The sequence below is a fragment of the Corynebacterium sp. AOP40-9SA-29 genome (assembly GCF_052377405.1).
Lineage (GTDB): Bacteria > Actinomycetota > Actinomycetes > Mycobacteriales > Mycobacteriaceae > Corynebacterium.
Map to the genome: position 1 here is coordinate 174,779 of NZ_JBQSWR010000001.1, position 18,284 is coordinate 193,062.

Annotated in this window: 19 protein-coding genes; 9 read left to right on the top strand and 10 right to left on the bottom strand. The window is 69.3% G+C overall.

Features of this window, described 5'->3' with window-relative positions; all coding sequences use genetic code 11:
* The first annotated feature begins 147 nt into the window (after positions 1-147).
* Complete coding sequence (locus tag ACT3SZ_RS00870; protein WP_444615946.1) at positions 148-1,446, top strand: geranylgeranyl reductase family protein; 1,299 nt, start codon at positions 148-150, stop codon at positions 1,444-1,446.
* 13 nt (positions 1,447-1,459) lie between these two features.
* Here the strand turns inward: ACT3SZ_RS00870 and ACT3SZ_RS00875 are convergent, their stop codons facing one another.
* The 7 genes from ACT3SZ_RS00875 to ACT3SZ_RS00905 form a co-directional block, all read right to left on the bottom strand.
* Entirely contained in the window at positions 1,460-2,149 is a 690-nt protein-coding gene (locus ACT3SZ_RS00875; protein ID WP_444615947.1) for a demethylmenaquinone methyltransferase, read from the bottom strand.
* 11 nt (positions 2,150-2,160) lie between these two features.
* Positions 2,161-2,673, bottom strand: a complete 513-nt coding sequence (locus ACT3SZ_RS00880; RefSeq protein WP_444615948.1) for a DUF3592 domain-containing protein — start codon at positions 2,671-2,673, stop codon at positions 2,161-2,163.
* Positions 2,674-2,677: 4 nt separating this feature from the next.
* Positions 2,678-4,540: a 2-succinyl-5-enolpyruvyl-6-hydroxy-3-cyclohexene-1-carboxylic-acid synthase gene (menD, locus tag ACT3SZ_RS00885; protein WP_444615949.1), complete on the bottom strand. Its 1,863-nt coding sequence runs from the start codon at positions 4,538-4,540 to the stop codon at positions 2,678-2,680.
* Between the two features lie 45 nt (positions 4,541-4,585).
* Entirely contained in the window at positions 4,586-6,928 is a 2,343-nt protein-coding gene (locus ACT3SZ_RS00890; protein ID WP_444615950.1) for an excinuclease ABC subunit UvrA, read from the bottom strand.
* Between the two features lie 34 nt (positions 6,929-6,962).
* Positions 6,963-7,253 (bottom strand): hypothetical protein, encoded by a 291-nt coding sequence (locus ACT3SZ_RS00895; RefSeq protein WP_444615951.1) that lies wholly within the window; start codon positions 7,251-7,253, stop codon positions 6,963-6,965.
* Positions 7,253-7,501: a hypothetical protein gene (locus tag ACT3SZ_RS00900; protein WP_444615952.1), complete on the bottom strand. Its 249-nt coding sequence runs from the start codon at positions 7,499-7,501 to the stop codon at positions 7,253-7,255. Before ACT3SZ_RS00900 ends, ACT3SZ_RS00895 begins: the two co-directional genes overlap by 1 nt.
* Before the next feature lie 76 nt (positions 7,502-7,577).
* Complete coding sequence (locus ACT3SZ_RS00905) at positions 7,578-8,630, bottom strand: o-succinylbenzoate synthase (protein ID WP_444615953.1); 1,053 nt, start codon at positions 8,628-8,630, stop codon at positions 7,578-7,580.
* A 22-nt stretch (positions 8,631-8,652) separates the two neighbouring features.
* Here ACT3SZ_RS00905 and ACT3SZ_RS00910 point away from each other — a divergent pair, with 22 nt between their 5' ends.
* The 6 genes from ACT3SZ_RS00910 (at position 8,653) to ACT3SZ_RS00935 (ending at position 14,334) form a co-directional block, all read left to right on the top strand.
* The gene (locus ACT3SZ_RS00910) at positions 8,653-9,597 is read left to right on the top strand and encodes a 1,4-dihydroxy-2-naphthoyl-CoA synthase (protein WP_444615954.1); all 945 of its coding nucleotides are present in this window, start codon (positions 8,653-8,655) and stop codon (positions 9,595-9,597) included.
* Positions 9,598-9,945: 348 nt separating this feature from the next.
* Entirely contained in the window at positions 9,946-11,331 is a 1,386-nt protein-coding gene (locus ACT3SZ_RS00915) for an anion permease (protein WP_444615956.1), read from the top strand.
* Positions 11,332-11,334: 3 nt separating this feature from the next.
* Positions 11,335-11,622: a hypothetical protein gene (locus tag ACT3SZ_RS00920; protein WP_444615957.1), complete on the top strand. Its 288-nt coding sequence runs from the start codon at positions 11,335-11,337 to the stop codon at positions 11,620-11,622.
* A 179-nt stretch (positions 11,623-11,801) separates the two neighbouring features.
* Positions 11,802-12,173, top strand: a complete 372-nt coding sequence (locus ACT3SZ_RS00925; protein ID WP_444615958.1) for a hypothetical protein — start codon at positions 11,802-11,804, stop codon at positions 12,171-12,173.
* Between the two features lie 31 nt (positions 12,174-12,204).
* Positions 12,205-13,401, top strand: coding sequence for an AMP-binding protein (locus tag ACT3SZ_RS00930; RefSeq protein ID WP_444615959.1), 1,197 nt, complete (start codon positions 12,205-12,207; stop codon positions 13,399-13,401).
* A gap of 51 nt (positions 13,402-13,452) precedes the next feature.
* Entirely contained in the window at positions 13,453-14,334 is an 882-nt protein-coding gene (locus ACT3SZ_RS00935) for a 1,4-dihydroxy-2-naphthoate polyprenyltransferase (RefSeq protein WP_444615960.1), read from the top strand.
* A gap of 32 nt (positions 14,335-14,366) precedes the next feature.
* Here the strand turns inward: ACT3SZ_RS00935 and ACT3SZ_RS00940 are convergent, their stop codons facing one another.
* Positions 14,367-14,777, bottom strand: coding sequence for a DUF4229 domain-containing protein (locus tag ACT3SZ_RS00940; protein ID WP_444615961.1), 411 nt, complete (start codon positions 14,775-14,777; stop codon positions 14,367-14,369).
* A 117-nt stretch (positions 14,778-14,894) separates the two neighbouring features.
* Here ACT3SZ_RS00940 and ACT3SZ_RS00945 point away from each other — a divergent pair, with 117 nt between their 5' ends.
* Entirely contained in the window at positions 14,895-15,416 is a 522-nt protein-coding gene (locus tag ACT3SZ_RS00945) for a hypothetical protein (protein WP_444615963.1), read from the top strand.
* 35 nt (positions 15,417-15,451) lie between these two features.
* Here the strand turns inward: ACT3SZ_RS00945 and rfbA are convergent, their stop codons facing one another.
* Positions 15,452-16,327: a glucose-1-phosphate thymidylyltransferase RfbA gene (gene rfbA / locus ACT3SZ_RS00950; RefSeq protein ID WP_301442308.1), complete on the bottom strand. Its 876-nt coding sequence runs from the start codon at positions 16,325-16,327 to the stop codon at positions 15,452-15,454.
* Positions 16,327-16,998, bottom strand: coding sequence for a dTDP-4-dehydrorhamnose 3,5-epimerase family protein (locus ACT3SZ_RS00955; RefSeq protein ID WP_444615964.1), 672 nt, complete (start codon positions 16,996-16,998; stop codon positions 16,327-16,329). The genes rfbA and ACT3SZ_RS00955 overlap by 1 nt, the downstream gene beginning before the upstream one ends.
* Positions 16,999-17,114: 116 nt before the next feature.
* Here ACT3SZ_RS00955 and ACT3SZ_RS00960 point away from each other — a divergent pair, with 116 nt between their 5' ends.
* Complete coding sequence (locus ACT3SZ_RS00960) at positions 17,115-18,245, top strand: flavin reductase family protein (protein ID WP_444615966.1); 1,131 nt, start codon at positions 17,115-17,117, stop codon at positions 18,243-18,245.
* Positions 18,246-18,284 lie beyond the last annotated feature (39 nt).

Here is an 18,284-nt window from a genome sequence, read left to right on the forward strand (position 1 = left end):
GTAGCCTCTGTCCGTCAAACGTCTTCTCTGGGTAATCTTGCTCCACGCTACTGTAGACCAGCACCTCGGCACGGACCCAGACGGACACTTGCGCCGACACTTGCGCCAATGACCTCCCACGGCGACACCGTGCCAGAATAGTCGACGATGAATGACATACAGTGCGAAGTTCTCGTCGTCGGCGCGGGGCCGGCGGGATCCGCCGCCGCGCACCGCGCCGCCGTCGCCGGCCGCGACGTCCTGCTGCTCGACATGCAGGACTTCCCGCGCGACAAGACCTGCGGCGACGGACTCACCCCGCGCGCCGTCCACGCCCTGGAGGCGTTCGGCGCCGGCGACCTCGTCGCACCGAGCGCAGGACGCCCCGAGATCCGCGGCCTGAAACTGCATGGCTTCGGCGGATCGGTCACCGCCCCCTGGCCCGACCACCCGCAGTTCCCTGCCCGCGGCACCGCCGTGGCCCGCACCGACCTGGACAACGTCCTGGTCGACCTCGCCGTGGCGTCCGGCGCCCGTCGCCTCACGGCGAAGGCGGTGGACGTGGAGACCGACCTGGTGGGCGGCGCCCGCCGGGTGCGCGCCGTGCGTCTCGCCGACGGCTCCGCCGTGCGCTGCCGCTACCTCGTGCTCGCCGAAGGCGTGCGTAGCGGCCTGGCCAGGACGCTGGGTCTGCAGTGGCTACGCGGGCTCGTCCACGGCGTGGCAGCTCGGTCCTACTGCCCCTCCCCCTACAGCGATGAACCGTGGATCCACTCGCACCTGGAACTGCGCGACGCCGAGGGCGTGGCGCAGCCCGGCTACGGCTGGATCTTCCCGCTCGGTGCCGACGGTGAGCACGGCCCGGCGGTGAACCTGGGGTGCGGAGCACTGTCGACCTCGCGGCGTCCGGCGAAGGTGAATGTGCGCAAGCTGCTGGCGTCCTACGCCGCGCAGTGCGAGCAGGAGTGGGACCTCGGCGCGCCGACGCACGTGGCCAGCGCGCTGCTGCCGATGGGCGGGGCGGTCACCCGGGTTTCCGGGGTGAACTGGGCCGCCATCGGCGACACCGCCGCGCTGGTCAACCCGCTCAACGGTGAGGGCATCGACTACGCCCTGGAGTCAGGCGTGGACCTCATCGACATGCTCGCGGCGGCCGACGGGACGTCCGACGGGTTGCGCTATATGTGGCCCGAGCACCTGCGCGCCCGCTACGGCGACGCCTTCTCCCTGGCCCGACGTGCCGCGACGCTGCTGACCATGCCCGGCCTGCTCTCCGCGGTGGGGCCGCTGGGGATGCGCGGGCCGGTCGCCGACCGGCTCATGGGCTCGGCCGCACGACTGATGGGAAACCTGGTGACCCCCGAAGACCGCGACCTCACCGCCCGGGCTTGGCTCGGTGCAGGACGCCTCAGCAGCGCCCACGACCGCTTCTGGCACGCGGAATCACGCCCCCTGTTCGGGGCGTAACCGCCGGCCGATCTCAGTTCGGCTTGGTGGCGCTGTGCATCGCGGTGATGCCGAAAGTGAGGTTCTGCCAGCCGCAGCCCTGCCAGCCGGAATCGTTGACCAGCGCGGCCAGGGCCTCCTGGTCCGGCCAGGCGCGGATGGACTCCGCCAGGTACACATAGGCCTCGGCGTTGGAGGACACCGCACGGGCCACCGCCGGCAGCGCACGCATCAGGTACTCCATGTACACGGTGCGGAACACCGGGACCACCGGGGTGGAGAACTCGCACACCGTGAGACGCCCACCGGGCTTCGTCACCCGTGCCATCTCGCGCAGTCCGGCGGCCGGGTCGACGATATTGCGCAGCCCGAAGCTGATGGTGACCGCGTCGAAGGTGTTGTCGGGGAACGGCAGGTTCATGCCGTCGCCGCAGACCTTCGGCACATCGCGGTCCGCCCCGGCGGCCAGCATGCCCTGCGAGAAGTCGCAGGCCACGCACCATGCGCCGGACTCGGAGAGTTCCACGGTGGACACCGCCGTGCCCGCCGCCAGGTCCAGCACCTTATCCCCCGGCGCCAGGTCGAGACGACGGCGCGTGCGCTTGCGCCACAGACGGTCCTGCCCGAAGGAAAGCACCGTATTGGTCAGGTCGTAGTTCTTTCCGACGGCGTCGAACATGCGGGCAACGTCGGACGGGTTCTTCTCCAGGCTGGCTCGTGACACGCTGACCAAGCCTAGTCGATCACGGCATCCTGCCGTGCGGCCTGTCCTGTGTCCTGCCCTGCGCGCCCCCGCCGCCACCACAGCCGTTCCAGGCCGAGCAGCAGCCCGACCACGACCATCGACACCAGCCACACCGACAGGGCGGGCACGATCGACAGCGTCCACCCGCGCCCCTGGACCTTCACGTTGTCGGGGTCGGAGCGCTGGTAGTCCACGTATACCCGGTCGCCCTGCGAGAGTCCGGTCGGGTACTTCAGCCCCCGGTCGGGCTGGTGGTACACCCCGGCGTCGTCGCGGTAGCGCACCACGGTAGTGTTCCCGCCGCCGAGGATGTCGGCCACGGCCACACCCCGGTCGCGGGCGATCTTCGCGTCGCCGATCGCGGCGTTGACGACCAGCATCCCGCTCACCGCGGTGGCCAGCACCGCCAGGGCGAGGATCGCCTGGACCAGTCGACGGTGCACGGTCGCCCGCGAGGGGCGCAGCTCCTCCACGGAACTCAGGAACGACGGGCGGGAAACCACGGTGTCACGCCCCCTGAGCCGGGGTCGCCGGGGCAGCCGGGGTGACAGTGGTCTTTTCCGTGAGCTGACGGTGCATGCGCTCACGCGGGGCGCGCGTCACCGCGGCCTCAACGACGAGCATGCCGCCAGAGCCCTCGGCATGGTTCTCCAGCGCCAGGGCCAGTTCGTTGATGTTCGTCACGCGCTGGTGCGCCACGTTGTAGCCGTCGCACAGCGCCTCCAGGTCCGCGCCGGTGGGCGTACCCACCACCCGGTCGAAGGCGGACACGCCGTCCTCGAACTCACGCAGCCCCGGAACCCCGACCTCGAGGGTCTCGAAGATCGCGCCGCCGTCGTCGTTGGACACCACGATCACCAGGTTCTCCGGGCGCGGTTCGCCCGGGCCTACCGACAGGCCGTTGATGTCGTGCAGGAACGTCAGGTCACCCATCAGCGCCACGGTGCGCGGTGCGCGCATCAGATCTGGCTCGGCCGAGGCGTGTGCCAGGGCCACGCCCACAGCCGTGGACACCGTGCCGTCGATACCGGCAGCACCACGGTTGGTCACCACGTGCACGCCGGGGAACGGCAGGCCGGTCAGTGAGGCATCGCGCACGGCGGAGGACGCCCCGAGCACCACGGCGTCCCCGTCGGACAGGCTGTCCGTCACCGCGGCGGCGACGTGCAAGCCGGTGAACTCGGCGGCGGCGATCTCCTCACGCACCGCCGTGGCCGCGACCTCGCCGGCGGCGGCGCAGGTGCGCAGCCAGCCGCGCGGGTGCTCGCCGGTGACGCGCACCCCGCGAAACGGCGCGGCGGTGTCGACGTCGGAGCGTCCTACGCTCGGGGCGGTGGGACGGTCGGAGACCGGCACGACCCGGATCGCCGGGTCCGCCAGGAGGCGGGCGGTGCCGCGGTGCAGCGTGGGCCGTCCGACGAGGACGATCTGTTCCGGACGCATCTGCGCCCGGTAGTCGCCGTCGCCGACGCCCGCGCCGATCTCGGCGGCGAACAGGCCCGCAGCGGCCGGGTGCACCGGGGTGTCCGGGGCGGGGCTGCCGGGCTCGGCAATGGTCGGCACACCCGCGAGCTCGTCGAGGATCTCCTGCGCCCAGACGCGGTCACGCACATCGCCGGTGACCACCAGGGTGCGCAGCGACAGGTCCACCGTCGCCGCCGGGTCGTGCGGGGTGCGCAGCCGATCCGGGACGGAGTGCTCGCTGCTGGCGAGCGTCGCGGCGAGGGTCACGTCCGCCGTGGTGGCGGGGACCAGGGGCTCGGCGAAGGGGACGTCGACCTGCACGCCGCCGGCCCCGACCGGGCCCATGGCGTGCAGGACGGCGTGGGCCACCCGGTCGCGCACGGTGGTCTCAGCGGCTGCGGCGTCCTGCGCGTCCCCCTCAGAGCCACGGACGGCGGCGTCGATGCCGACGGCCTCCACGGCGTGGCTGCCGAAGATGCCGAACTGGTCGATGGTCTGATTCGCCCCCGAGCCCAGCATCTCCCACGGCCGGTTCGCCGACAACACGATCAACGGCACCCCGGCGGCGGTGGCCTCCACCATCGCCGGCATGCAGTTCGCCACCGCCGACCCGGAGGTCATCACCACCGGCACCGCCCGCCCCGAGCGCTTGGCCAGGCCCAACGCCAGGAAGGATGCCGACCGCTCGTCCGTGCGCACGTGCAGTCGCAGCCGGTGACGCCGATCCGCCTCGGCGAAGGCCAACGCCAACGGCGCCGACCGAGACCCCGGGCAGACCACCGCCTCGCGCACCCCGTTGGCGATGAGGGCGTCCACGACGATCGCCGCGACGCGGGTCGCCGGGGCCAGATGCGCGGCATTGGTGTGGTCGCCGGTGTGGTCAGGGGTGTCGATCAGGTCAGTCACACCCTCTGACGCTACCTGTCGAGGTCCCCGCAACCACAGCCGGACCTACCTGCCCACCGCGCGGGCGAGGTGGCGCCCGGTGAGGGGCGCTGAACCCGACGCTGCGTCCACCAGTTCCGCCGGCGTGCCGGTGAACACCACTTGCCCGCCCTCGTGGCCGGCTCCGGGACCGACATCGATGATGTGGTCGGCTTGGGCCATCACCGCCATGTTGTGCTCGATGACGACGAGACTGTAGCCGTCGTCGACCAGCGACTGCATCATCGTGACCAGCGTGCCGGTGTCCGCGAGGTGCAGGCCCGAGGTCGGCTCGTCCAGCACAATGACGTGTTCTCCGTCCCCGGGGCCGCCGCCCTTGAGCCCCTCGCCGATCTTCGCCGCCAGCTTCAACCGCTGCCGCTCGCCACCAGACAGTGTGTTCAACGGCTGCCCGAGCCGCAGGTACCCCAGCCCCACCTGGGCCAGTCGCTCCAGCACAGCGACCACGCTGCGCGACCCCGCACTGGCCTTGACCTCCTCGGCGAAGAACTCGCGGGCGGCCCGCACCGTCATGTCCAGCACGTCGCTGATGGTGCGCCCTGCCAGGGTGAACTCCAGGACCTCCGGCCGGAAGCGGCGTCCACCGCACTCCTCACACGGGGTGGACACCCCCGCCATGATCGCCAGGTCGGTGTACACCACGCCGAGGCCGTTACACACCGGGCAGGCACCCTCGGAGTTCGGGCTGAAGTGCGCCGGTGTGGCCCCGGCGGCCTTGTTGGCCCGAGCGAAGAGCTTGCGCACGTCGTCGAGCAGACCGGTGTAGGTTGCCGGGGTGGAGCGGCGCGAGCCGCGAATCCCGGACTGGTCCACCACCGTGACCCCGTCCCTGCCGGTCAGCCCGCCGTGCACCAGCGAGGACTTGCCCGACCCCGCCACGCCGGTGACCACGGTGAGCACGCCGAGGGGCACGTCGACCGAGACGTCCTTCAGGTTGTTGACGTTGACGTGCTGCAACGCGATCGAGCCGGTGGCCTCGCGCACGTGGTCGCGCAGGCCCACGCCGCGCTCCAGGGAGCGCGCGGTGACGGTGTCCGCCTGGCGTAGTCCCTCGTAGGTGCCGGCGAAGACGATCTCGCCGCCGGCGTCGCCGGAGCCCGGCCCGACGTCGACCACGTAGTCGGCGGCGGCGATGACCTCGGGTTTGTGTTCGACGACGAGCACGGTATTGCCCTTGTCGCGGATGCGGCGCAGCAGGTCGATCATCCGGTCGATGTCGTGCGGGTGCAGCCCGATGGTCGGCTCGTCGAAGACGTACGTGACATCCGACAAGGACGATCCGAGGTGGCGAATCATCTTCACCCGCTGCGCCTCACCGCCGGACAGGGTGCCCGCCGGGCGGTCGAGGCTGAGGTAGCCAAGGCCCACGTCCACCAGGTTGTCGAGCATGCCGAGCAGGTTGGTGCGCACGGGTGCCACCGACGGTTCGGCGTCCAGCGCCAGCACGAGCTCGCGGAGCTCGGTGACCTGCGTGGAGTTCCACTCACCGATGGTGCGTCCGGCGACGGTGGCCGTGCGCGACGCCTCCTTGAGTCGGGTGCCGTGGCAGTCCGGGCACGGGCCGGTGGTGCTGATGCGTTCCACGAAGTTCACGATCTGCTTCTGCTTCGGCGGGGTGTCGCGGTCGATCCACAGGCGGCGGATGCGGGTGACCAGCCCGTCGTAGCTCAGGGTGGAGAACCCGCTGTGGTCTTCCTTCGGGACCTTGATCTTCTGCGCCGGGGCGTACAGGAAGAACTCGCGCTGCTCCTCGGTGAAGTCGGCGACCGGGACGTCCGGGTCCAGGCGCGGGTTCTTCGCGTAGGACGACCAGTACCAGTCCCCCACGCCGAAGCCCGGCGCGTCGATCGCGCCCTCGTTCAGCGACTTCGACTCGTCGAGGAAGGCCGACAGGTCCAGCGTGGCGCCCACGCCGGTGCCCTCACAGGTCGGGCACCAGCCCTCGGGGAGGTTGAAGGAGAAGTGGCCGGACGCGCCGACGTACGGCTGCGACAGGCGGCTGAACAGCAGCCGCACCAGGGAGGACGCGTCGGTGGCGGTGCCGACGGTGGAGCGTGAGTTCGCGCCCATGCGTTCCTGGTCGATGATGATCGCCGGCGAGAGGTTCTCCAGGACGTCCACGTCCGGTCGCGGCAGGCTGGGCATGAAGCCCTGGATGAACGCGCTGTAGGTCTCGTCGATCAGCCGGCGCGACTCCGCGGCGACGGTACCGAACACCAGCGAGGACTTACCTGACCCGGAGACGCCGGTGACCACGGTGAGCTTGCGCTTGGGCAGGTCGACGTCGATGTTCTTGAGGTTGTTCGCCCGGGCGCCCCGGACGTGGATGGTGTCGTGACTGTCGCTCATTGGGCCCTTTATAGCCGAAGGCGCGGGGTGGGCTCTAGATGATTCCGGGCGGCACTACGTCGATGGCCACCACGCGTTGCGGATGTCTCGTGTTCCAGACGATGACGGCCGCCCGATCCCCGACAAGTACGAGCAATCTCGAATACCGGAGGCCGTCCGGCCCGTCGAAAACCGGGTACCGGGATGTGCCTTGCCCGATTCGAGACTCAATCTCATCCAGCGCGTCATCGACCCTCTCCGCAAGCACCGGGTCTTCCGCGTACAGCGCGTCCAACTCTTCTGCCGCTTGCCCTGATAGAACAATCCCCTCCCCGATATCCCCCATCAGCTCCTACGTCCCTGCTTCCCCCTGTGACGCCGAGGCACGGTGTTCTCCGGCGTCGGCTCTTCGGCCAGAGCAGCCATGATCCTCGGGTTGCTCACGATGTACTCGTCCAACTTTGACACCACCTTGGCCGGGGTGAGGATCACACTGCCGGCAGCGGTTTCTTCGATGATGAAGGTTTCGTCCCCGTGACCAGGCCCCAACGAGACCCGGCCCCGGTTATCCGTGGTCACAAATGGTGCGCTCATGTCACAAGTCTAGCCAGAGCCACCCTTACGGGGCAATAGGGTTCTGCCCAATACGGGTAGAGTGAAACGAAGCAATTCACCCCAGGTGCCGGTAGGACGCTGCGAGCCGCTCGAACCACCAGTCGCGGCGCTCGGCGGAGGACGCCAGGGCGTCGAGCCGGTCGGCATCGGGCGTCAGAGGTTCCACGGCGAGGCGTCCGTTCACGATCTCACGCGGCGCGCAGACGTCCTCGGCGTACAGCGAACCGGTCGCCAGGCCCGCGGCCTGCGGCACGACGGTCATCTCGTCGTCGTCGGTGTAGCCCGGCAGCGTCGCCGCCGCGAGGATGCCGGCGTACATGCCCACCCCGGACTCCAGGGCGGAGGACACGGTGACGGCCACGCCGAAGCGTCCGACCTCCTCGGCGATCGCGCGGACCTGCGACACCCCGCCCAGCGGCGCGGCCTTGAGCACGGCCACGTCGCAGGCCCCGGCCTGCACCACGGCCATCGGGTCGGTGGACTTGCGGATGAGTTCATCGGCGGCGACCCGCACCATCATGCCGCGTGAGCCGAGGCGCTTGCGCAGTTCGGCGAGCTCGGCGACGGTGGCGCACGGCTGCTCCACGTAGTCCAGGGGCCCGCCGCCGCGCGAGGGGTCGGTCAGCGCGGTCGCGGCCTCGAAGGCCTCGTCCACGGTCCAGCCGGCGTTGGCGTCCACCCGCACGGCGATGCCGGGACGCGCCTCGCGCACGGCGCGCACCCGCGCCAGGTCGTCCTCCAGCGTCTGTCCCTTCTCGGCGACCTTCACCTTCACGGTGGTGCACCCGGGGTAACGCTCCAGCAGGCGCGGCACGGCCTCCGGGTCGACCGAGACGTCCACCGCCGGAATTGTGGCGTTGACCTCGACAGACCTCACAGTGGGCTCGGCCACCTCGCCCCAGCCGAGCTCCACGGCGCTGCGCAGCCAGCGGGAGGCCTCCGGGGCGTCGTACTCCAGGAACGGCGACCACTCGACCCAACCGGACGGTACCTCGATGAGCATCAATTCGCGCTCGGTGACGCCGCGGAAGCGCACGCGCAGCGGGCAGGTGACCACGCGGGCGCGGTCGGTGAGCTCGGAAAGTGACGGAAGGGCGTGAGGCAGCATGACCACACCCTACGATGGTCCCATGAGCGACAATCCTTTTGACCCTTCCCAGTGGCGCGAAGTCCCCGGCTTCGAATTCGACGACATCACCTACCACCGGCACGCCGGTGAAGGACGCGCCAACGGCATCGTGCGCATCGCCTTCGACCGTCCCGAGGTACGCAACGCCTTCCGCCCGCACACCGTCGACGAGCTCTACCGCGCGCTCGACCACGCGCGGCGCTCCCCCGACGTGGGCACGATCCTGCTAACCGGCAACGGGCCGAGCCCGAAGGACGGCGGCTGGGCGTTCTGCTCCGGCGGCGACCAGCGCATCCGCGGCCGTTCCGGCTACCAGTACGCCACCGAGCACGACGGTGACGTCACCGAGGCCACCGCGGACAAGGTCGACGAAGCACGCGTCAAGGCCGAAGGCGGACGCCTGCACATCCTGGAGGTGCAGCGGTTGATCCGCACGATGCCGAAGGTCGTCATCGCCGTGGTCAACGGCTGGGCCGCCGGCGGCGGACACAGCCTGCACGTGGTGTGCGACCTGACCATCGCCTCGCGCGAGCACGGCATGTTCAAGCAGACCGATGCCGACGTGGGATCCTTCGACGCCGGCTACGGCTCGGCCTACCTGGCCAAGCAGGTCGGCCAGAAGAACGCCCGCGAGATCTTCTTCCTGGGACGTGCCTACTCCGCCGAGCGCATGATGCAGATGGGCGCGGTCAACGAGGTCGCCGACCACATCGAGCTGGAGGACACTGCAGTGCAGTGGGCCCGCGAGATCAACGGCAAGTCCCCGACGGCGCAGCGCATGCTGAAGTTCGCCTTCAACCTGCCCGACGACGGGCTCATGGGCCAGCAGGTCTTCGCCGGGGAGGCCACCCGTCTGGCCTACATGACCGACGAGGCCGTGGAGGGCCGCGACTCCTTCCTGGAGAAGCGGGCGCCGCAGTGGGACGAGTTCCCCTACTACTACTGAGCTATTGGGCGGCCTGTGGGCGGCCGTTCGAGCTGAGTGCGGCCTGTGAATCTCAGGAGCCACCAGTCAGTATGCGGCGAGAACTGGGGCGATGATGGGCGGGGTCAACGATCAGCCCCGCCCCGGATTCATTCTGCAGGTCACTTCGGTAGCACACTTTCCGAATTTCCCTTGAATTCACCCACTGTTTACCCGTACCGTCATTCACCGTACATACGCGCAATTCCACGACCTGCAGTTTTGCCGCCTGTCCAGCCCACTTAAGTGAATACGATATACCCCCATTTTGCACCCCCGTAGAAGTCGGAAGAGTAGACGTTTCCGCCGATAAGCGGGATATTTCTAGTTGTGACTGAGCTTCTCATCCTCGTGCTCGTGATCGGGACCGCCCTGGCGTTCGACTTCACCAACGGTTTCCACGACACCGCCAACGCGATGGCCACCTCCATCGCCACCAAAGCCCTGAAGCCGAAGACGGCTGTCGCCCTCGCAGGCCTGCTGAACCTCGTCGGAGCATTCCTCTCCGTGGAGGTCGCAAAGACGGTCGCCAACGGCATCGTGAACCTGGAGGACTTCGACCTCAGCGTCGTCGCCGAAGCCGACAAGCTCTTGCTTGTTGTCTTCGCCGGCCTCATCGGAGGCATCCTCTGGAACCTGTTCACCTGGCTCTTCGGGCTTCCCTCCAGCTCCTCCCACGCCCTGTTCGGCGGCCTGATCGGCGCGGCAATCGCCGCCCTCGGCGTCTCCGGCGTCGTGTGGGACGGCGTCCTGCAGAAGATCATCGTGCCGGCGCTGGCCGCCCCGGTGATCGCCGGACTCGTCGCCGCCGTCGGTACCGCCGGAGTCTTCAAGCTCACCCGGCGCACCCGCGAAGGCGAGCGCGACAACCTCTTCCGCCTCGGCCAGATCGGTTCGGCCTCCCTGGTCGCCCTGGCCCACGGCACCTCGGACGCACAGAAGACGATGGGCGTCATCTTCCTCGCCCTCGTCGCCAGCGGAAACCTGGACGCCGCCGCGGACATGCCCTTCTGGGTCACCGCGAGCTGTGCCATCGCCATCGCCGCGGGCACCTACGCCGGCGGCTGGCGCGTGATTCGCACCCTGGGCAAGGGCCTCGTGGAGATCACCTCCCCGCAGGGCATGGCCGCCGAGACCTCCTCGGCCGCGATCATCCTGACCTCCGCGCACATGGGTATGGCGCTGTCCACCACCCACGTGGCCACCGGCTCGATCCTGGGTTCCGGTGTCGGCAAGCCTGGTGCGAAGGTCCGCTGGAGCGTCGCCGGACGCATGGCCATCGCCTGGGTCACCACCCTGCCGCTCGCCGCCGCCGCGTCGTGGCTGGTGTGGTCGGCGTCCAACCTGGTCGCCGAGGCCACCTCGATGGCCGTCGGCTCGCTGTTCTCCTTCCTGATCCTGGCTATCGGCGTGGGTCTGATCGTGTACAAGGCCCGTAAGCAGCCGGTGCATGCCGACAACGTCAACGAGGATTGGGACGAGAACGGCCTGTCCCCCGCGGACTCTACGGACGCCAGCGCCACCGCTACCGCCGCTGCCGACGAGGCACCCGCCGCCACCGACACTCTCGTCCACGCCCTGGCCGGCTCCGGTGCGAGCACCGCCGACGCTGCCGCAGCCCCCAGCGACATTGACGGAGATCCGAGCATCGGACGCGGCGACCCCGCCTCCGTGCTCGACACCTCCGCCGGACACCCGACCAGCCAGGAGAACTAGATCATGACCATCCTTGAGTCACTGCTCCAGGTCACCATCGCCGGACTCGTCCTCGGCGCCGGCCTGCCGATCCTCTTCGGTGTGGGAATCCGCCTCTGGGTGCCCGCCGCCGACGGCGCCGACAGCACCATCACCCACAACACCGGATGGCGCCGCTCCGCCGCCATGGTCATCTTCGCCCTCATCGCCCTGGCGATCCTGGTCGGACTGATGTGGGTCACCCAGGGCCGCATCTACTCGACCTTCGGATGGGACGTCTTCGGGACGGCCACCACCGGTGGCGGGCACTAGCCTCTGGCGCTAACGCCACCACTTTTCGGACGGGTCAACATGCCCTTCACGCAGGAGAAACAGAGATAATACTTGACGTCTCCCATTGTTTGAATCTACCATCTTGGGTAGATCGACAAACGTCGTCCTCTGTTCCCCCGCCACAACGGCGGTTACCTGCTTTGAAGGAAGTGAATCCCGTGCCGTCCACCACATCGATCACCCGGCGACTGGTCAGCCTCTTCGACTGGTACCGTCGCCCCAGTTCAGGGGACCAGGCCTTCATCGACAACACCGTGCTCGGCGTCCTGCCCGGATCCTGCACGATGACGTTGCCGCGCACCGTGCGCCGCGAGGACACCGGCCCGAATACCCGCGTGTTCTCCCCGTCCGACCTGGGCGTCGGCACCGATTCGACCGACGTACTCGCCCTGCTCATCGATGAGGGACGCACCCCGGCCACCCCGCGCGAGGTGCGCTACACCTTCCGCGCCCTGGAAGGCCGCCACCCCACCGACGCCGAGGCGTCCGCCGCCTGCGCCTACGTCGCCTCCTTCGGCCTGCTCGCCTGAGCCACCGCCACGGCGGCGTAGCGTTGGAGCCGTGAAGCTCGAAGCACTGCCCGTCGCCCTGAACACCGCCAGCGTCGCCGCCGCACTGCCCGTCCTGCAGGACGTGCTCGCCGGACGCCGCGCCGTCCTCCCCGTCCCGCCCGACGCCCGCGCCGCCAAAGACCTGCAGGACGCAATGGGGGCCGCAACCGACGAGGCCCCGGGAACGCTGATCGCCTGCACCTCCGGCTCAACCGGGCTGCCGAAAGGCGCGCGACTGCGCGCGGCCAACCTCGTGGCCTCCGCCGAGGCCACGGCGTCCTACCTGCGTGCACGCTTCGGCACCGCACCCGGACCCTGGTTGCTGGCGCTGCCGCCGCACCACATCGCCGGACTCCAGGTGATCCTGCGCAGCCTGCATGCCGGGCACTCCCCCACCGTGATGGACTCCGACGGACCGTTCACCGCCTCCGGCTTCGTGCGCGCCACCACGGCCCTGCGCGCCGCCCACCCCGAGGCGGATCTACACACCTCCCTGGTGCCGACGCAGCTGCACCGGTTGCTCGACGGCCCCGATACGTCCGGCGCGCTTGCTGCGCTGCGCGAGTACGCCGCGATCCTCGTCGGCGGTGCGGCAACGTCCCCCGATCTCGTGGCACGCTGCCGGCAGGCCGGCGTGCCGATCGTGCTGACCTACGGTTCCTCGGAGACCGCCGGCGGCGTGGTCTACGACGGGGAGGCGATCCCCGGCACGGTCGCCACGATCGAGGAGACCACCGGACGCATCCTGCTGACCGGGCCGACCGTCGCCGATGGCTACCGCAACGTCGACGGTGCGGCGGAGCAGGACGCCTTCCCCACCGCCAGCACCTTCCGCACCAGTGACCTTGGCACCGTGAAGGACGGGGTGCTCACCGTGCGCGGACGCGCCGACGGGGCACTCAACAGCGGTGGACTAAAGGTCCTGCCCGAGGAGGTCGAGGCCGTCCTCAACACCATCGGGTACCGCTCGTGCGTGGTCGGTCTGGCCGACGACGACCTCGGCGAGGCTGTCGTCGCCCTCGTGGAGTCGGACGCCACGGCGGCCGAACTCACCGAGGAGGTACGCGCCGCGCTGAAGACGTCCGGCACTGCGAGCCACCTCATCCCCCGTCGCGTCCTGAGCACGTCCGTCCTACCGGCCACCGGGCCAGGCAAGGTCGACCGTCGGGCCGTGCGCGAGGAGATGCGGACTAGGCTGAGGGGCTGAGAGACACCGCCGGAACACGCCGGTGACGAACGCGCCCGTCAGGAGATCCACTTGTCCCACAACACCGCCACCGCAGGCGACTGGCTGACCGGTGCCCGCCCGCACACCTGGGCCAATGCCGTCGCCCCCGTACTCGCCGGCACCGCCGCCGCCGTGTACGACGGCGAGGCCTCCTGGATACGCGCCGTGCTCGCCGGCGTGGTCGCCATGGCACTGATCATCGGCGTGAACTACGCCAACGACTACTCCGACGGCATCCGCGGCACCGACGACGACCGCACCGGCCCACTGCGACTGACCGGATCGGGCCTGGTGCCGCCAGAGCGGGTGAAGTACGCCGCCTTCCTCTGCTTCGCTGTGGCCGGGGTGGCTGGCATTGTCCTGTCGCTGATGTCGGCCTGGTGGCTGATCCTCATCGGCGCACTGTGCATCCTCGGCGCCTGGTTCTACACCGGCGGCAAGAACCCCTATGGCTACCGGGGACTCGGCGAGGTCGCCGTGTTCGTCTTCTTCGGTCTGGTCGCGGTGACCGGTACGGAGTTCACCCAGTCCGGCCAGGTCAGCTGGGTCGGGCTGCTGCTGGCCGTTGGCGTCGGCAGCCTGTCGGCCTCGGTGAACCTGGTCAATAACCTGCGCGACATCCCCACCGACAAGGAAGCCGGCAAGACGACCCTGGCGGTGATCCTCGGCGACCGTGCGACCCGGGTGCTCTACGTGGTGCTCGTCGCGGTGTCGGTAGTCGTGACCGTGGCGGTATCTGCGGTCGGCATCGCCGCCCTCATCGCGCTCATCGCCGTGCCCTTGCTGTTCGTCGCCGCCCTGCCGGTGGTCAAGGGCGCGCAGGGCAAGGAGCTGATCCCGGTACTGGGGCTGACCGGCCGCGGGATGCTGGTGTGGTCGGCAGCGATGTTCATCGCGATGCTGCTGAACTGACGGGCCCCGGGCCATTCATGGGCGCAGGACGCTTAGTCGAGGCGCTCCTCGAGCTGGGCGCGCATCTGCTCCTTGTGGGCCCGACGGCCCGCGTCGCGCACCGCGATCTGATCGTTCACGCGCAGCCGCAGCTTGCGGAACAAGAACATCGACAGCGGCAGGGCCACGATGAGGGCCAGCAGCGCGCTCATCAGCAGCGGGAACGACTGCCCCATCCCCATGAGGATCGCCACCGACTGAATGACCACCGTCAGCACCACGAACACCAGCACCCGGGCCAGGCCGTACAGGGCGATGTCGCGCCAGGCACCGGCCGGCAGCTTACCGGGGTTCAGGTCAGCGTCGGCAGCACCGGAAGCACCGGTATTCTCGGCGCTGTCGGTGCGGACGGTGTCGTCTGTGTCGCTGGTGTCCCTAGCGTCCCTGATATCCCTGTCTTCCACGTGCCCCACTTTACGACCCTGTGCAGCGCACCCCAAACCCTTCGTGGCGGGCGCCTCAGAACGTGGATGAATGTGATTCACACCCGATGATCGACTCTGTGTCCCCAGGTGGTTAGCATGGAGGGACGCGTCGGTCTGGCGACCGACCACCCCTACGCCGACAGGAGGTCGACAACAATGGGACGTGTAGTACTCGTTGTGCTCGTGATCGTCACGGTCATCGTGCTGTGGAAGGCATTCGGTCCGAAGACCTGGAACAACGCACCCGGGGGATCGCAGAAGAGCCAGTTCCCGCCGCTGGGAATCCAGAAGATCCGGGGCGGCAAGGGTTCCGGAGGCGCAGGTGCGAAGGGCCCGGACGACGATCCCGACTTCCTCTGGAACATCAAGAAGGAACGCTTCAAGGCCCAACGCGAGGCGGAGAAGCGTGAACAAGAGGCGGTGGATCGGGCTCGCCGCGGCGAGCACTGGGACGCCGACTCATCAGGCAAAACTGCCGAGAACCCCTCCGCAAAGGACGCTGCACAGGACGCCGACAAACCCGAGCAGAGCCCTGAGAAGAACGTCGAGAAGAACTCCGACAAGAAGCCGGGCAACAACGGCTCCCAGGAGAAGAAGGACGGCGAGGCTGGGGCCTGACTAGCCCCCTCCCCGTCAGTTCTCCTTAGTCCTCCTTAGTTCTCCTTACCCCGCTTCAGCAGCGTGAACAGGTACGAGGCGTAGGCCGAGGCCCCGTGGGCACCCGCCCGCTCGGCCAGGTCATCGTCGCTGAGATATCCCATGCGCCAGGCGACCTCCTCCGGGCATCCGATCTTCAACCCCTGGCGCTCCTCGATGGTGCGCACGAAATCCCCGGCGGCCATGAGGTTGTCGACGGTGCCGGTGTCCAGCCAGGCGGTCCCGCGCGGCAGGATCTCGACCTGAAGGTCGCCACGTTCCAGGTACGCCCGGTTGAGGTCGGTGATCTCCAGCTCGCCGCGGGCCGACGGCTCCAGCGACCGGGCCACGTCCACCACGTCCGGGGCGTAAAAGTACAGCCCCGGCACCGCGAAGTTCGACCGCGGGTCGGTCGGCTTCTCCTCCAGGGACGTCGCCGTACCATCGGCGTCGAAGTCCACCACACCGTAGGCGGTCGGGTCGGCGACCCAGTAGGCGAAGATCGCCCCGCCGGCCACGTCGTGGAAGCGGCGCAGCTGGGATCCCAGGCCCGCACCGTAGAAGATGTTGTCGCCGAGCACCAGGGCGACCGGTTCGTCGCCGATGAAGTCGGCGCCGAGGATGAACGCCTCGGCCAGCCCGTTCGGGGCGTCCTGCACGGCGTAGGTGATCTCCACACCGAACTGGGAGCCGTCGCCGAGCAGGCGGCGGAACTGATCGTTGTCCTCCGGGGTGGTGATCACCAGGATCTCGCGGACGCCGGCGAGCATCAGCGTGCTCAGCGGGTAGTAGATCATCGGCTTGTCGTACACCGGGACGAGCTGCTTGGAGACCCCCAGGGTGATGGGCCGCAGCCGTGACCCGGTGCCGCCGGCGAGGATGATGCCGCGCATCACTCGCCCTCCCAGTTCTCCGCGTCCTGCTGGGCCTGCTCCCACGCCAGACGCAGCTCCTTCTCCCAGCCGCGGCACTCGTTCCAGGACGGCAGGACGACCCCGTCGACGTTCCCGCGCTCCACGTCCGCGACCGTCGGGGCATCGCGGTCCTTGTCGGACAGGACGATCTCCTGCACGCCAAGAGACGCCCAGTCGATACCGAGCCCGTCGTCCAGCGGGCTGACCGCGTGCTCGGCGCCCGGGTCGTAACCCTCGGAGACCAGGTAGCTCACGGTGGCCTGGCCGGCCCCGGCGGGCACGCCGAAGGCGTGGCCCACGCCGATCGGGACGTAGAGCCCGCGGCGGTTCTCCGCGGAGAGTTCCACGGCCACGTGCTGCAGGAACGTCGGCGATCCGCGGCGCAGGTCCACGAGCACGTCGACGATGCGTCCTGCCACGCAGGTCACGTACTTGGCCTGTCCGGGGGGAACGTCGGCGAAGTGCACGCCGCGCACCACGCCCTCCCGCGACGTCGAGAGGTTGGCCTGGGGGATGTCGAAGGGGTGGCCGAGCTTGTCGGCGACGACGTCGGCGCGGAACCACTCGTGGAAGGTTCCGCGGTCGTCGCCGAAGATGCGGGGTTCGGCGACCCAGGCACCGGGGATCTCGAGGTCGGAGATGTCAGTCATGTCCACCACTGTAACGGCCTGCGGCGGGTGCGCTGCGTCGCCGACGGGGCTACACCAGGAAACTCACAGCTTCTTTATCTTGGAACATATATCTTTCTGTCTGTAATATCGCTGTGATGAACAAAGTGCGACTCGGGAAGGTCGTGGCCCGCGCCACGAAACCGCTCACGCCTGCCCTCCGTAAACTGACCACTCCGCTGACCCCCACCGACTACGCCGGTCTCTTCGACCCGCTGCGTGGCCGGGAGATTCGCGGACGGATCCTCGGGGTGACCCGCCACGGCGGCTACACCACCCTGACCATCTCTCCAGGGCCCGGCATGGGCGGTGCCTTCCACGCCGGACAGTTCATCGGCCTCGGTCTCCAGATCGACGGCCGCTGGCGGTGGCGCTGCTACTCGCTGACCAATGCACCGGTGCGCTCCGGGCACGGGCGCAGCCGCACCCTGACCGTCAGCGTGAAGCCGGTGCCCGGCGGCATGGTCTCCGGCCACCTCGCCGAGCACGCCAACGTGGGCCAGATCATCCGCCTGTCCGCCCCCGGCGGCGACTTCCACCTCCCGTCACCGCTGCCGGAGCGGTTGCTCTTCGTCACCGCCGGCGCCGGCATCACCCCGGTGATGTCGATGCTGCGCTGGCTGCGCGAGGAATGCACCCCGCAGACCTGGCCGGACGTGGTGCACGTGCACAGCGAACGTGGCGCGCGCCCGCCGTCGCCCTTCGCCGACGAACTCGAGGCGTTGGACGCTCTGGACGCCGACGAGGCGTCCTACCGTCTTATCGGTTGGGACTCCTCGCGCCAGGGGCGCCTGAGTGCGCAGGACGTCACGGCGGCCGTACCCGACTGGGCGGCGCGCGAGGCCTTCGCCTGCGGCCCCGGCGCGCTGCTGGACTCCCTCACCGAGGCGATGCCCGGCACCCACACCGAAACCTTCCACGCTCAGGGGGCCGCCTCCGCCAACGCCGGTACCGGGCCGGACGCCGCCGATCTCGGCGGCACCATCGAGTTCGGCGACACCGGCGTGACCACCGAGTCCACCGGTTCCACGACGATCCTCGACGCCGCGGAGAACTGCGGGGTCAACCTCGTCCACGGCTGCCGGATGGGCATCTGCCGCACCTGCGTCGCCCCGATCACCGACGGCACCGCCGTCGACCTGCGCGACGGCACCACCTACGGCCCCGGCGAACAGGTGCGCACCTGCTGCAGCGTCCCCTCGGGCCACCTCCACATCGCCAGTAACTAGCCAGCACAACCCCGCCCGTCCCACCCTCTTGAGGAGCCT

Coding starts and splice junctions, on each gene's coding strand:
- ACT3SZ_RS00870 (WP_444615946.1), top strand. CDS start 148: ATGAATGACATACAGTGCGAAGTTCTCGTCGTCGGCGCGGGGCCGGCG.
- ACT3SZ_RS00890 (WP_444615950.1), bottom strand. CDS start 6,928: ATGAGCGACAGTCACGACACCATCCACGTCCGGGGCGCCCGGGCGAAC.
- ACT3SZ_RS00895 (WP_444615951.1), bottom strand. CDS start 7,253: ATGGGGGATATCGGGGAGGGGATTGTTCTATCAGGGCAAGCGGCAGAA.
- ACT3SZ_RS00900 (WP_444615952.1), bottom strand. CDS start 7,501: ATGAGCGCACCATTTGTGACCACGGATAACCGGGGCCGGGTCTCGTTG.
- ACT3SZ_RS00905 (WP_444615953.1), bottom strand. CDS start 8,630: ATGCTGCCTCACGCCCTTCCGTCACTTTCCGAGCTCACCGACCGCGCC.
- ACT3SZ_RS00910 (WP_444615954.1), top strand. CDS start 8,653: ATGAGCGACAATCCTTTTGACCCTTCCCAGTGGCGCGAAGTCCCCGGC.
- ACT3SZ_RS00920 (WP_444615957.1), top strand. CDS start 11,335: ATGACCATCCTTGAGTCACTGCTCCAGGTCACCATCGCCGGACTCGTC.
- ACT3SZ_RS00945 (WP_444615963.1), top strand. CDS start 14,895: ATGGAGGGACGCGTCGGTCTGGCGACCGACCACCCCTACGCCGACAGG.
- rfbA (WP_301442308.1), bottom strand. CDS start 16,327: ATGCGCGGCATCATCCTCGCCGGCGGCACCGGGTCACGGCTGCGGCCC.
- ACT3SZ_RS00955 (WP_444615964.1), bottom strand. CDS start 16,998: ATGACTGACATCTCCGACCTCGAGATCCCCGGTGCCTGGGTCGCCGAA.
- ACT3SZ_RS00960 (WP_444615966.1), top strand. CDS start 17,115: ATGAACAAAGTGCGACTCGGGAAGGTCGTGGCCCGCGCCACGAAACCG.